The following is a 14,412-nucleotide window of genomic DNA, read 5'->3' as shown; positions in this document are numbered from 1 at the left end:
AGATGAAACTGATTAAAAACATAAAAATTATTAATCATAATAGGGTTAAAGAAGGAGGCATTCTCTTCAAGGAAAAAATACTTAAAATACTCGACCAGGAAGCAAGTGAACATTATCCCTATAATGGAGAGTTAGAAATTATTGATGGGGAGGGGAATTACCTAAGTCCTGGTTTTATTGATATTCATATACATGGTGCTAATGGTTTTGATACCATGGAAGGGAGTTATCAGGCAGTTAATGAGATAAGTAAGGCTGTGATTAAATCTGGTGTTACTTCCTTTCTGCCTACAACTATGTCTATGCCCTATGCTGATATCAAAAATGCCTTGAGAAACATAAGAGATGTCATGGAGAAAGGGACTAAAGGGGCCAGGGTTCTAGGGACACATATCGAGGGTCCCTTTCTCAATAAAGATTATAAAGGTGCTCAGGAAGAGAGCCATATCGTATCACCTGATTTATCACTAATAAAGGAATATATTGATATTACTAAAATAATAACTATTGCCCCTGAACTGACAGGGGCAGAAAATTTAATTAAGTATCTGGTAGAAAATGATGTAACTGTATCTGTAGGTCATTCTGGAGCTAGTTATGAACAGGTTATCAAGGCAAGAGACTGGGGATTATTACATGCTACCCATCTTTTTAATGGCATGCGCGGTCTTCACCATCGTGAACCTGGGGTAGTGGGGGCAGTTTTTAATAGTGATTTGAGTTGTGAGCTAATAGCTGATTTTATACATATTAAACCTGTTGTTTTAGAAATAGTCTTCAAGATTAAGGAATTGGATAAGCTAATCCTGGTAACAGACCAGATGGAAGCAGGTTCGAGAGGAGATGGGATCTATCAACTAGGCGGTCAAAAGGTAACAGTAAAAGATGGTGCAGCCCGTTTGGCATCAGGGGCATTGGCCGGGAGTGTACTTACTCTTGACAGGGCAGTGAAAAATATTCACAGCTTGGGGTTACTCCCCTTACCCCAAATTATAGAAATGGCAAGTTATAACCCGGCAAGACTGCTGGGCCTGGAGAAGGAATTAGGGCAGCTTAAAACCGGTTATATAGCAGATATGGTTTTATTAGATAAGAACTTACATGTAAAGAGAGTATTTAAAGCTGGAGAAGAGGTGGTAAATAATGAGAGTAATAGTTGAAAACGATTATCAGAGCATGAGTCGGAAAGCGGCATTGTTGCTAGCCAGTCAGGTTAACCTGAAGCCTAATAGTGTACTTGGGTTAGCCACTGGAAGTACCCCAGAGGGTATGTATCAAGAATTAGTTGAAATGTATCATAGGGGAGAGATAGATTTTTCTGAAGTAGTAACCTTTAACCTTGATGAATATTATAAATTACCACCGGAGAACGAAGAGAGCTATCATTACTATATGCAGGAGAATTTCTTTAAACATGTTAACCTCCATCCGGAAAATACCAATATACCGCGGGGTATGGTGGAAAAGGTGGAAACAGAGTGTTGGTATTATGAAGAAAAGATCAGACGGGCAGGGGGTATTGATCTCCAGGTACTGGGGATAGGTTCTAATGGCCATATTGGCTTTAATGAACCGGGTGACAGGTTAAATGTTACAACAAAACTGGTTGAGTTGACTGAAGAAACGATTGAGTCCAACAGCCGGTTTTTTGATTCTCTTGATAAAGTTCCTAGAAAGGCTATCTCAGTGGGAATGGCTACTATACTTAAGGCTAGGAGAATTATTTTACTGGCCAGTGGTAAGAATAAAGCAGAAGCAATAAAAAAGACCATCAATGGTTATGTTGACACCAGGATTCCCTCCTCATTACTACAGACCCATCCAGAGACAACACTTATTATAGATGAAGAAGCTGCCAGTTTACTATAATACAAGGAAACTATTAGCTTATATAGGCTGGAAGTTTTTGCTTTTGTATGGTAAAATAATTTATATAATAATTATTAAAGAAAAAATAAGAAGCATATAAATTAGGAGGGAAAAATTATATGATAGAAAAATCAACTATCAGGGACCCAAAACTAGCTAATAAGGGCTGGAAGAAGATTCAGTGGGTGGCTGGTAGGATGGATATCTTAAATGAGATTTTAAAGGAATATGAGGATGAACAGCCTTTAGCGGAAAAGAACCTGGCTATCTGTCTTCATTTAGAGGCCAAGACAGCCTATATGGCCTATGCAGCAAAAAAACTGGGGGCCAGGGTAGCTATCTGCGGTAGTAATCCCTTATCAACTCAGGATGATGTGGCTGCTGGACTGGCCGCCCATGGTGTTGAGGTGCACAGCTGGTATGGGGCAACAGATGAGGAATATAGGGAGCATATCAATAAAGTCCTGGATATTAAACCAGACCTGATTATAGATGATGGTGGTGACCTGGTAGAATTAGTCCATACAAAGCGTAAGGACTTGATCAAAAAGATTATTGGTGGTTCAGAGGAAACAACTACTGGTATCCATCGTTTAAAGGCTATGGAAAATGATCAAGTCCTGGCCTTTCCCATGATGGCTGTTAATGATGCCCTCTGTAAATACCTTTTTGATAACAGGTATGGTACCGGGCAATCTGTCTGGGACGGTATTATGAGGACTACTAATCTAGTAGTGGCTGGTAAGAATGTAGTTGTAGCTGGTTACGGCTGGTGTGGTAAGGGTGTGGCTATGCGGGCAAAGGGTCTAGGCGGCCGGGTTATAGTAACTGAGGTAGACCCCATTAAGGCTAGTGAGGCCTGGATGGATGGATTTCAGGTAATGCCGATGCAGGAGGCTGCAAAGGTAGGAGACTTTTTTATTACTGTAACCGGCTGTAAAGATGTTATCTGTAGAGAACACTTTAAGGTTATGAAAGATGGGGCTGTTTTGGCCAATGCTGGTCATTTTGATGTAGAAATAAGCAAGCCGGATTTAAAGGAGCTGGCTGTTAAAGAAGAAGAAGCCAGAAATAATATCCAGCTCTATGAACTGGCAGACGGACGTAAAATATACCTGCTGGCCGAAGGTAGACTGGTAAACCTGGCAGCAGGTGACGGCCATCCGGCAGAGATAATGGATATGAGTTTTGCCTTACAGTTGTCTTCCCTATTATACCTATTAGATAATAAAATGACTAATGCTGTCCATAAAGTGCCGGCAGAGATAGATAATAAAGTAGCCAGACTTAAACTTAAGTCTCTGGGATTAGCTGTAGATGAATTATCAAAAGAACAAGAGGCTTATCTCAGTGGCTGGCAGCATGAGTAAAAGAGAATGATAAACAAACAGCAAAGCCCTCTCAGCGATATGTTGAGAGGGTTTAAAAAAATTAATTTATTTTTCTTTTTAAAATAAATATATCCCGTTCATTCTGCTGTTCCTTATGTTTTAAGAAAGCAATATCTTCACTGATATTATCCAGTTTTTCATTAACTGTTGTCCGAAATTCCAGTAAACCAGCAGTTTGTTCAAAGATAGCCAGCTGACGGTTACTAATGTTGTCAACCTTAATATTTAAATCATCCAGTTTCTTGGTATTTCCACTTACTTTCTTATTTAAAATCTCCAATCTAGCAGTATTATCAGTGACCTTTTCATTTAAGTTATTTAACCTGGCAGTGTTTTGATCTACTTTTTCATCCAGGTTATCTAGTCTGACAGTATTTTCGTCCACTTTCTCATTCAAGCTATCCAGTCTGGCAGTATTTTCATCTACTTTTTCACTTAATACTTTAACATCATTTTTCAAACCAGCAACATCATCTTTTAGACCGGAGACCTCACTACGAACTACTTCACGAATACTATTAATTAATTCCTCATTACTCAATAATTCTCCCCCCTTTACATAGCAATATGTCTATAAGTGAATTGTAATTATAGGTCCAAATTATGTAATTATAATATCATAAAAAGGGGTGAAAAGCAATTGAAAAAGAACAAATGTACACATGCATATAGGGCTATTGTCAGTAGAAATTAAAGATATCTTTGAAATAAGTGTATAGCGAATAAGCTAAAATTTTTTGAAAAAACAATGTTGAGAATTCTTCAGGAGTTATAATTGTTATAGTAAAATCTTTTGTATTTCGGGTAATAATATAATCGTTGTTAGCACGTTCAGCGCAGACAAAATATTTTTAATATTGAAAAAACGAAGAAACCCTATTCGTGTATTTTGATGAATTTAATTTTATAAAGTTTAAGAATTATAGTGATGGATTCTTTAGATAGAAGATGATTTTGTCTGGTAAGAATATAATGGAAATATTACATTTGACAAATATTTCAAGAAAATTTATAATAAAATTGTATAAATTTAAAAAACTATGTATTTATATAGTTAAGAATCAAAGAATTATTTTTAATTAACTGGTAGTGACGGGATGACAAGGTTACGTAATGACAATCTATTTTGGGGGGGAAGAAAATGGATATACCTTTACCGCTTTATTATAGAATACAGCAGAAATTGATTGAAAAAATTGAAAATGGAGAATTAAGACCTAATGAAAAAATTTCTTCAGAAAGGGAATTAATAGATGAGTTTAATGTTAGCAGAACAACTGTTAGAAAGGCTATAAATAATTTAGTTAATGATGGTTACTGTTATAAGATACATGGTAAAGGAACATTTGTACAAGAACGAAAGTTTACTCATGGTCTAATTGAATTAACAAGCTGTTCAGAAGAAATAATTAAACAGGGGAAGATACCTTCTTCTATAATTTTGAATTTGGAAAAGGCTGAACCTACAAAAGAGGTTGCAAGCAAGTTAAAACTTGGTTCTGGTGAAAAAGTAGTGATCCTGGAAAGGATTCGTTATGCTGATGCAGATCCCATAAATGTCACTAAATCTTTTTTGCCATACAAACTTTTTCCAGGATTACTTGAAAAGGACTTCACAATACTTTCTCTGTATAACTATCTTCAAGATAAATATAATGTGGAGTTTGTTAAAGCCCTGCGGACAATTGATGCTTCACTAGTAGACGAGGTCCATGCCCAGTTGCTAAAAATGGAAAAAGGAAGTCCAATGCTTTTTTTTACAGGCCTTGTTGAAGGAAAGGTTAAGGGGCAAGCAGTTCCTATTGAATTTTTTCGTTCTCATTTTAAATCAGATAAATTTAAATTCTATATACAGCAGACACCACAAAAGTCATGATTGTTTGTACTTAAATATAAAATTAAATACAGTAAAATAACTAGCCAATTTTTAAGGGGAGGGGATATAAAAAGAAAGTTTAAAATGGTATTAGTTGGCTGTCCTCTGTAGTATATGTTCTTTCATTTGACTGAAATTAAGAGGGAGAAGGTAAAATGATAAAAAAAAGATATCAAATAATTTTATCGGCAGGTCTGATTCTTTGTTTTATGGGTCTTATTGTTGTAGCAGGAAATGGAAATGTTGTGGCGGCAAATAAGAAAGTGGCTTTAATTACTAGTATGGGTGGTCTGGGTGATAGGTCTTTTAATGATATGGCCTATAAAGGTTTACAGGAAGTTGAAGAAAAGCTGAATATAGAGTATAAGATAGTTGAACCTGATGCTGTTACAGAAGGAGAAAGGTATCTTGCTTCATTAGCTCAGATGGGTTATGACCTAATATTAACTCTGGAATATGGTCATGCTGATATGGTAGAAAGGGTTGCACCTCAGTTTCCAGATAAAATTTTTGCTGTGTTTAACCTGGTTGTTGACCAGCCTAATGTTGTATCAGTAGTTTTTAAAGAACATGATGCCTCCTTTCTAGCTGGGGCCCTGGCGGCAATGGTAACCTCAAATACAGATATAGAAGGAATAAATGAAAAGAAGATGATTGGGGTAATTGGTGGTGTAGATTCTCCAGGGATTAACAAATTCATGGTTGCTTATGAAGAGGGGGCACATTACATTAATTCTGAGGTAGAAGTTTTGCAGTCTTATGCTAATAGTTTTGCAGATCCCTCTACAGGCCGGGAAATGGCTCTGGTACAGATGGATAGGGGTGCTGATATTGTCTTTCAGGTTGCTGGTGCTACCGGTCAGGGAATAATTGAAGCTGCTGCCCAGGAGGGTAAATATGCTATTGGTGTTGATGCCAACCAGGACTATATGGCTAAGGGTAATGTCTTAACAAGTGTAATGAAGAGAATGGATATTGCAGTATATGATCTCTGTGAAAAATTGGAGAAGGGTTTATTGGAAGGTGGGGAAGTAATCACCCTCGGTCTAGAAGAGAATGGTGTTTCCCTGACACTGATGGAATATACAAAAGATAAGATTCCTGCTGAATATATTGAAAAAGTTAAAAAGTTAGAAAAAGAAATAATCAGTGGTCAGATAGAGGTTACTGATGTCTCTCAATAAATAATGAGAAAAATCGGAAAGTAAGAATTTAAATTAGGCATTTAAATGGAGAAAATATGGTTACGGGGAGAGTGTTTCTCCCCGTAATTTTAGGGAGGGAGGGTGTCTAATTGGAAATTTTAAAGACAGTTAATTTGAGCAAGAAATTTGGGGATATAGTAGCCAATAATAATATTAACTTTTCTATAAAAAAAGGTGAAATACATGCAGTAGTAGGAGAAAATGGTGCCGGCAAATCAACATTAATGAATTTGATTTATGGACTCCATCAACCAAGTTCCGGGGAGATATATGTCAGTGGTCAGAGGAGAGAGATAGCTAATCCACGTGTTGCCATTTCACTGGGAATTGGCATGGTTCATCAGGAATTCAAACTGATTTCTTCGCTAACTGTGCTGGAAAACATCTTATTGGGAGTAGAACCGAGGAAAAACAGATATTTTTTTGATGATGAAAAGGCTATTGAAGAAATTAGGGCCCTGGACAAAAAGTATAGTCTTGAGATTGATCCCTTTGCGGTTATTTGTGATCTTTCAGTGGGAATTCAACAACGTGTAGAGATATTGAAAATGCTCTACCGGGAGGTAGATATACTAATTTTAGACGAACCTACTGCTGTTTTAACCCCCCAGGAAATAGATGGTTTTTTACAAAGTCTTAAAAACCTCAAGAAACGAGGGAAATCTATTATTTTTGTTACCCATAAATTAGAGGAAGTATTACAGGTTTCTGACAGGGTAACTGTTATGAGGGGTGGGGAAAAGATTAAAACCCTGATTACCGAAGAGACAGACAAGAGAGAACTAGCCAATTTAATGGTTGGTAGGGATATTTTACTAGATGTTAATATTGGGGATTTTAACCCTGGCCGGACAGTTTTAGAAACAAAAGGATTGGAAACATATGATAAACGGGGTATAAAAAAACTAGATGGCCTTTCTTTTAAGGTCCGCAGAGGAGAAATAGTTGGTATTGCTGGTGTTCAAGGTAATGGTCAGGAAGAATTATTACGAGTTTTGACAGGAATGCAGGAGGCTACAGCAGGAAAAGTAATTATAAATGGACAGGATATAAGCAATTTGAAACCAGCAGAAATAAGAGAAAAGGGTGTAGCTAATATACCCTCTGATCGTTTTGGATGTGGTTTAGCTGCTGAAGGTACAGTCTCAGAAAATTTAATCTGTGGTTATCACCACCGAAAATCTTTTAAAACCGGCAAATTCCTCTCACTTAAAAAAATTAAAAACTATGCAGAAGATCTTATTGAGAAATATAATATTAAGACCGTTGGAGTGGAGAGTAAGGTTGGTTCACTTTCAGGTGGGAATGCTCAAAAAGTGATTATTGCCCGTGAGTTAGCTTTTAGACCAAATGTGCTTATTGCTTCACAACCAACGAGGGGTTTGGACATAGGTGCTATTGACTTTGTTCATGAACAATTATTGAAAGCTAGAAGCCAGGGGATAGGTATTATTTTAATATCAACTGAGCTTGAGGAAATATTGTCTTTAAGTGACAGGATACTTGTTTTATATGAAGGGAAAATTGTGGGGAGTTTAAGGGCTGATGAGGCTGAAAAAGAGAAACTAGGTATATTAATGACTGGTGAGAAGGATTGCAGTGAGAATAAGATGGTAGCCAGGTTTTAAAGGTATAAAAAATTAAATATTTTTTGTGAGGAGGTAGAAATTTGCAGCAGTTAATAAAGAAACATTGTATAAATGTGTATAATGCTCTGAAACGGCCACTAATCTCAGTTTTCTTGGCTCTGCTTGTAGGGGCAATAATCCTTTTAATATCCGGCGAAAATCCATTGACTGTTTATAAAGTGCTTGTTTATGGGGCATTTGTAGGTAGAGGGGCAATCTTAAATACTTTATTTACTGCGACACCTTTGATTTTAGCTGGATTGGCCTGTATTATTGCCTTTCGAACCGATATTTTTAATATCGGTGTAGAAGGGCAGATTTATATGGGTGCTTTTGCCGCTGCATTTGTTGGTTTTACCTTTACTGGATTGCCGGGATATATTCATATACCCTTATGTTTTTTAGCAGCAATTATCGCTGGTGGTCTCTGGGGAGCAGTACCAGGATTACTAAAGGGCTTTTTGGGAGTAAATGAGTTGGTGGTAACTATTATGTTAAATCAGGTTGCTACCTTATTTACTGGTTACCTGGTAACACATCCTTTCCGCGGTGAGGGGTTGGGGTATGCAGCTTCACCAAAGATTGCAGACTCAGCATTTTTGCCAAGATTTAAGCTGACATCCCAGCTTCATTTTGGGTTTATTATTGCTTTGCTAATGGTAATTTTAGTTTATTTCTATTTTCGACATATGTCCCTGGGATTTGAGAGCCGTATAATTGGCTGGAATAGATTGTTTGCAGAAACAGCTGGTATGGATGTTGCTAAAAAAACAGTTTGGATTATGATTATTAGTGGTGCAGTAGCTGGGGTAGCTGGAGCTGGTGAGGTACTTGGTGTTCACCATCGTTTTGCTCAGGATTTTTCACCGGGATATGGATTTGATGGTGTTACAATTGCCCTATTAGGTAGAAACCATCCAGTTGGAGTATTAATTGCTGCCCTGTTTTTTGCTGTTTTACGTAGTGGAAGCAGTATGATGGAGATGATGACCAGTGTTTCTAGTAATATAATTAAAGTTTTACAATCTGTAATCATTTTTTTCCTGGCTGTAGAATTTTTATTTAAAGAGATCCCTATTATAGAATACATAAAAAATATATTTCAGAGAATCCCGAAAGGGGAGGGAGCGATATGGAGGAATTAGCTGTAATAGGTCATTATGCTTTAAGGATGACAACACCGATTTTATTGGCAGTGTTGGGAGGACTATTTACCCAGCAAGCAGGTGTACTTAATATTGCCCTTGATGGAATGATGTTAATGGGAGCATTTGTCAGTGTAGTTGTCAGTATGCTGACTGGTAATGTATATTTAGCTATATTAATGGCTTTGCTTAGTGGTCTGATACTGGGATTTATTTTCTCATATTTTAGTATCTCTATGAGAGGTGACTTTATAATTATCGGGCTGGCTGTAAATATGTTTGCTACTGGAATTACAGCCTATTTATTACAGACGATTTTTAATACCAGAGGACTTCTTACATCTGATAAAATTGTAGGTTTAAGTAAAATTAATATTCCCTTATTAGATAAAATACCTGTTCTGGGTACGATTGTTAATAACCACACTCCTTTGGTATATTTTTCAATAGTGGCTGTAGTTATAGCCCAGATTATACTCTATAAAACCGTCTATGGCTTACGTTTGCGTACAGTAGGCGAAAATCCGGAAGCAGCTGAAACCCTGGGATTAAAAATAAATAAACTTAAATATTCGGCTGTTTTACTTAGTGGTTTTTTTTCTGCATTGGGTGGAGTTAATTTAGCACTTGGTAATATTCGGGCTTTTGCTGAAGGGATGACTGCTGGCAGAGGATTTATAGCCCTGGCTGCTATTTTCTGCGGGCGTGGTACACCTATAGGAGGGGCAATTTCTTCTTTTATCTTTGGCCTGGCCAATGGAGTACAGATGCGTCTTCAAACCTATAATCTGCCTGGTAATTTTGTACAGATGATCCCTTTTGTTTCTATCATATTGCTCTTAACAGTAATTGGGATTATTAAACGCTGTCGCTCATTACAGAGGGGGGATTTGCTTGGCTAAGACTGCTTTAATTATTATTGATATGATTAAAGATTTTGTCCATCCAGCAGGCAAGGTATTTTATCCAGAGAACCGTGGGATAATTCAACCAATAAAAAGATTACTTGACACTGCCCGCAGGGAAGGATTACTACGGATATTCATAGCAGATTCTCATCGGGAAAACAAAATGGATTTGGAGTTAGAGTTAGTCAGGGATCACTGCCGCGAAGAAACAGGAGGAGACAAGGTTATCAAAGAACTAAATTTTGACCCAAAGGAAGAATATTTACTTAAAAAAAGACGTTATAGTGCCTTTTTTGGAACAGATTTAGATTTGACTCTGCGGGAACATGGAATCAAAAATACGATTTTAGTGGGGACAAAGACCAATAATTGCATCAGGGCAACTGTTCATGATGCTTATTACCTTGCCTACAGAGTGATTGTTCCCAGGGAGTGTGTGGCTACTAATGACCAGAATTCACATCAAGTGCACTTAAAGGAAATTGACAAATATTTTGGTGGTGGTGTTAAAGCACTGGATAGGCTTATCCAGGAAATAAAGGCAGGAGAATTATAATGGAGAAGAACAGGGTAGGGACAGCCAAACTGGATTTACTTTTATCGGGATACCCCAGCCTGGATCAGATTGTCAGGGTTAACTCATCTCTAAAAGAGGGTAGGACTGCCCTCATAGAAAATGGTGATTTCATTAAAGAAAGTTATGGTGGTTGTAATGTTAATATTGCCTATAATCTCCAAACCCTGGGGCTTAATACCGGCTTATTAATGAATGTTGGCAGGGATTTCAGTGAAAGTGGTTTTAAGGGTTTTCTTACTGAGGCTGGAATAAATCTTGATGGAGTCAAAGAGTTTGAAGATGCCTTAACTTCACGTTCCTTTTTAATTACAGAGCCAGGTGGGGAGCAGATTACCCTCTTTTACCCTGGGGCAGCTTCCCAGCCGGGGAAAGTACCCTTTGATTTAATCAAACAGAGCCCTTATATAGTAATTACTGTTGGTAATTGGGAACATAACCAGTGTATTATGAAAACAGCACGTCAGTTGGGTGTTCCAGTAGTTCTGGGAATGAAGGGTGATTTTGTGGCCTTCCCTCCGGAGGAATTGAAGAATTTTATAAGTGGGGCTCAAATACTGGTGATGAATCAAGCAGAAAAACGTGCCCTTTTACAGGTAATGGGCTGTAATGATATTGATGATTTATTTTGCGGTCAAGTAGAAATAATAATTGAGACTCGGGGCAAAGAGGGAAGTATTATCCGAGAAAAGATAGATTCTAAACAGAGTGTCTATGAGATACCTGTCTGCCTGTCAGATAAACCCCTTGACCCTAGTGGGGTTGGAGATGCTTTTCTTGCTGGCTTTCTTTTTGGGTATTTAAAAGGGCAGGGATTACTTCGCTCAGGTAAGATTGGTTCGGTTATGGCTTCTTTTACTATTGAAGCCCGTGGATGTTTAAACAATGTACCTAAACTAGGAGAATTAAGTCAACGTTATTGCAATTATTTTCAGGAAGAGATGCTAAAGGAGGAATAATTAATCTTGAAAAATTTACAAACTTTATATACTAAGTGTAAACCAGGGGATATTGAACCTAATGTTATTTTTTGTGGTGACCCAGGGCGAGTAAAACGTGTAGTAGCTCGTCTGGACCAATCCCGGCATATTAGTACAAACCGGGAGTTTGTCACCTTTTCTGGAAACTATAAGGGTGTGGGGATAACTGTAACTTCAACAGGGATTGGAGGCCCATCTGCAGCCATTGCCCTTGAGGAAATGGCTGCCTGTGGGATGAAAGTGGCAGTCAGAATTGGAACAATAATGGGTCTTGGTGATACAGAATTAGGCGATCTGGTGATCCCAGCCGGGTGTATGCGTGCTGAAAATACAAGCACAACCTATGTATCTTCGAAATATCCGGCAGTAGCTGATCCTTTACTAGTGCAGAAAATGACAGCAGCGGCCCGTGATAGGGGTCTAAGTTATCAGCAGGGTTTATTGTGTTCATATGATGGTTTTTATTCAGAAATGAAAGTGGGTCAACTGTCAAAAAAACTTAATTTAGATATTACAAGGAAGTTAAATAAACTAGAAAAATATGATATTAAAGGGATAGATATGGAATCAGGTGTTATTATGACTCTGTCACGGCTCCTGGGGATAAAAGGGGGAGTTGTAACTATGACCACTGTCAAAAAAAATTTATCATCTTCATTAAGTAGTGAGGAGAGAAAAGGGGTTGAACAGCAGTTATTTACTGTAGTGCTGGAAGGATTAAAATGCTTAGCAGAGGAGGAATTATAAATGAAGTTTTTTAATAACCTTTTGGCAGACAAACCACCTTTAATCGGCATGGTACACCTTAAGGCTCTACCGGGAACAGCGGGTTTTTCTGGTAATATAGAAGAAATATATGAATCTGCAGTAGAAGATGCCAGGCGGTTAGCAGCTGGCGGTATGGGTGGTATTATGGTTGAGAATTTCAGTGATATGCCCTATGCTGTTAAGCTGGATACAGCACAGAGAACAGCCCTGGCAGCTGTAAGCAGAGAGGTTAAAAAATCTGTTTCTATTGCCGTTGGAGTTGATGCGGCCCTGAGTGATTATAAAGGGGCTCTGGCTGCAGCTGTGGCTGCTGGTGCAGATTTTGTGCGCATAGCGGTTTTTGTGGATACTGTGGATTCATTTGCTGGAATTATTCAACCATGTGCTGCAGAAGCTATCAAATATAGAAAAAAAATTGGAGGAGAACAGATCAAAATCTTCGCAGATGTACAGGTGAAGTATACCCATATGATTAAAGATACGATTGATATTGTCGAATCTGCTGTTAATGCCCAGGCCTGTATGGCTGACGGGATTATTGTAACTGGCAGTAAGACTGGTGAGGAAACACCCCTGGAAGCTGTAAAAAGGGTTAAAGAGAAGGTAAATCTCCCAGTACTGATTGGGAGTGGTGCAGGACCTGATAATATTGTTAAACAGATGGCGATAGCCGATGGAGCCATTATTGGCTCTAGTTTAAAAGAAGAGGGTAAAGTGACCAAGCCAGTTGATCAAAAGAGGGTTGAACTCCTTGTGAAGAATTTTAATTCAAGCCAGTAAAAAATAACTAAAAGAGGTAGGTATAAAAACAGCTAAGTTTACAGGGGTTGAACCAGACCCCAGTATAATTTAAATTTAATAATCAGCTGGATCTTTTAGCTGAGAGAGCCCTTGTAGATGGATGTACTAAAACTAATCCCCGTTCGGTTACTGTAGAGCAATTAAAAAAATTGTATCAAGCTGCTTTCCATGGTGAAAGGGTGGATTTTAATGGGTCAACATAAGGTCTTTGAAGAAAAAATTGACCAATTAAGGAGTGAAAATACCAGGGGTTTAAGTGGTTAACAAAATAATTTAACCCTATCTTGGAATAAATTTTCCCAGGATAGGGTTTTTATTTCTCAGTAGAATAATCATTATATCTCTCATAGCCTTAATCATCCTGATGATTTTCTTTGATATCTTCCTCATATTCAGGAAAGACATTTTTGATTTCTACAGTCAACCAGCCTTGCATATCTCGATCTGAATCATAGTATTTCTTTTTTAGGTAATCTAAAATCCTTATAAATTCTGGTTTATCTTTTTCTTGAGTAGAGTTTAATATCTCATCTTCTCCGTCCATTTTGGATAAAAACTTATGTAGTTCCTTTTTGGCTTTCTCTGGGGATAATTTATTAACAGCTTCTTGTATAATCTCTTCAGGGGATTTTTTCATCTCCCCTTCCCCTGTCTTGATCCATTCCTCTCTTATCCCAAATTCTTTACTTAAGATATATATGAATTGATCAGAAAGATTCCCTGTTTTTTCGGCTGTAGCAACTGTTGATTGTCCAATACGTAATCTTATTGCTAATTTTTTTTGAGTTAAATTATATTTTTTTCTTAAAGTTTTTAGTCTATCAATTTTTGATTTTTTATTTTCCTCCATTATCATCACCTATAATAATATGAATTTTCCAAGTAAAATAAATCAAAAATTGATTTATTTTACTTGACAATATCAAAATTTGATAATATAATAAATATGTAAATAATTTATACACAGTTTATCAGAAAGAAAGTGGTAGCAGTATAAATTATTTTTAGAAGAAATAACTTTAGTGTTCAGACACAGTAAAACCTCAATAAAAGTAAACAAAAAAATCATGTAAATTAAGATAGAGATAGCCCTAAACTCTTTCTTAATTAGAAAGGAGGCACATAATAAATTAGGGTAATAGATAACAGTCGTTGACTTTCTGTTATTTAGCCTTATATAACAATTATACCATATAGGCAGGTCTCTGTAAATTTGTGGTAGCTTTGTTTTTTTTATAAAAAAACTGAATCTTTAAAACTATATTAT

Annotated in this window: 14 protein-coding genes; 12 read left to right on the top strand and 2 right to left on the bottom strand. The window is 37.2% G+C overall.

Annotated elements, in window-relative coordinates; all coding sequences use genetic code 11:
* The first annotated feature begins 2 nt into the window (after positions 1 to 2).
* From nagA to D7D81_RS02190, 3 genes are all read left to right on the top strand, one after another.
* The gene (gene nagA / locus D7D81_RS02200) at positions 3 to 1,160 is read left to right on the top strand and encodes an N-acetylglucosamine-6-phosphate deacetylase (protein ID WP_125986901.1); all 1,158 of its coding nucleotides are present in this window, start codon (positions 3 to 5) and stop codon (positions 1,158 to 1,160) included.
* On the top strand, positions 1,144 to 1,869 hold the full coding sequence (gene nagB / locus D7D81_RS02195; protein WP_125986899.1) for a glucosamine-6-phosphate deaminase: 726 nt from the start codon (positions 1,144 to 1,146) through the stop codon (positions 1,867 to 1,869). The genes nagA and nagB overlap by 17 nt, the downstream gene beginning before the upstream one ends.
* A gap of 119 nt (positions 1,870 to 1,988) precedes the next feature.
* Positions 1,989 to 3,239 (top strand): adenosylhomocysteinase, encoded by a 1,251-nt coding sequence (locus D7D81_RS02190; protein ID WP_125986897.1) that lies wholly within the window; start codon positions 1,989 to 1,991, stop codon positions 3,237 to 3,239.
* Positions 3,240 to 3,300: 61 nt separating this feature from the next.
* Here the strand turns inward: D7D81_RS02190 and D7D81_RS02185 are convergent, their stop codons facing one another.
* Positions 3,301 to 3,801 (bottom strand): kinetochore Spc7 family protein, encoded by a 501-nt coding sequence (locus tag D7D81_RS02185; protein WP_125986895.1) that lies wholly within the window; start codon positions 3,799 to 3,801, stop codon positions 3,301 to 3,303.
* A 600-nt stretch (positions 3,802 to 4,401) separates the two neighbouring features.
* On the opposite strand from D7D81_RS02185, the gene D7D81_RS02180 reads away from it, so the two are divergent.
* The 9 genes from D7D81_RS02180 (at position 4,402) to D7D81_RS02140 (ending at position 13,124) form a co-directional block, all read left to right on the top strand.
* Complete coding sequence (locus D7D81_RS02180) at positions 4,402 to 5,136, top strand: GntR family transcriptional regulator (RefSeq protein ID WP_125986893.1); 735 nt, start codon at positions 4,402 to 4,404, stop codon at positions 5,134 to 5,136.
* Between the two features lie 155 nt (positions 5,137 to 5,291).
* The gene (locus tag D7D81_RS02175) at positions 5,292 to 6,320 is read left to right on the top strand and encodes a BMP family lipoprotein (protein ID WP_125986891.1); all 1,029 of its coding nucleotides are present in this window, start codon (positions 5,292 to 5,294) and stop codon (positions 6,318 to 6,320) included.
* A gap of 110 nt (positions 6,321 to 6,430) precedes the next feature.
* Positions 6,431 to 7,969, top strand: coding sequence for an ABC transporter ATP-binding protein (locus tag D7D81_RS02170; protein ID WP_125986889.1), 1,539 nt, complete (start codon positions 6,431 to 6,433; stop codon positions 7,967 to 7,969).
* Positions 7,970 to 8,010: 41 nt separating this feature from the next.
* Entirely contained in the window at positions 8,011 to 9,114 is a 1,104-nt protein-coding gene (locus tag D7D81_RS02165) for an ABC transporter permease (RefSeq protein ID WP_125986887.1), read from the top strand.
* Positions 9,102 to 10,016: an ABC transporter permease gene (locus D7D81_RS02160; RefSeq protein WP_125986885.1), complete on the top strand. Its 915-nt coding sequence runs from the start codon at positions 9,102 to 9,104 to the stop codon at positions 10,014 to 10,016. The genes D7D81_RS02165 and D7D81_RS02160 overlap by 13 nt, the downstream gene beginning before the upstream one ends.
* Positions 10,009 to 10,578 (top strand): cysteine hydrolase family protein, encoded by a 570-nt coding sequence (locus D7D81_RS02155; protein WP_125986883.1) that lies wholly within the window; start codon positions 10,009 to 10,011, stop codon positions 10,576 to 10,578. Before D7D81_RS02160 ends, D7D81_RS02155 begins: the two co-directional genes overlap by 8 nt.
* Positions 10,578 to 11,555, top strand: coding sequence for a carbohydrate kinase family protein (locus D7D81_RS02150; RefSeq protein WP_125986881.1), 978 nt, complete (start codon positions 10,578 to 10,580; stop codon positions 11,553 to 11,555). Before D7D81_RS02155 ends, D7D81_RS02150 begins: the two co-directional genes overlap by 1 nt.
* A gap of 6 nt (positions 11,556 to 11,561) precedes the next feature.
* Positions 11,562 to 12,323, top strand: a complete 762-nt coding sequence (locus D7D81_RS02145) for a nucleoside phosphorylase (RefSeq protein ID WP_125986879.1) — start codon at positions 11,562 to 11,564, stop codon at positions 12,321 to 12,323.
* Entirely contained in the window at positions 12,324 to 13,124 is an 801-nt protein-coding gene (locus tag D7D81_RS02140) for a BtpA/SgcQ family protein (RefSeq protein ID WP_125986877.1), read from the top strand.
* Positions 13,125 to 13,497: 373 nt separating this feature from the next.
* Here the strand turns inward: D7D81_RS02140 and D7D81_RS02135 are convergent, their stop codons facing one another.
* The gene (locus tag D7D81_RS02135; RefSeq protein WP_164522080.1) at positions 13,498 to 13,995 is read right to left on the bottom strand and encodes a helix-turn-helix domain-containing protein; all 498 of its coding nucleotides are present in this window, start codon (positions 13,993 to 13,995) and stop codon (positions 13,498 to 13,500) included.
* Positions 13,996 to 14,412: the final 417 nt, after the last annotated feature.

This window comes from Halocella sp. SP3-1 (assembly GCF_003953885.1).
Taxonomy (GTDB): Bacteria; Bacillota; Halanaerobiia; order Halanaerobiales; family DTU029; genus Iocasia; species Iocasia fonsfrigidae.
This window is presented reverse-complemented; position numbering and strand designations above follow the sequence as displayed.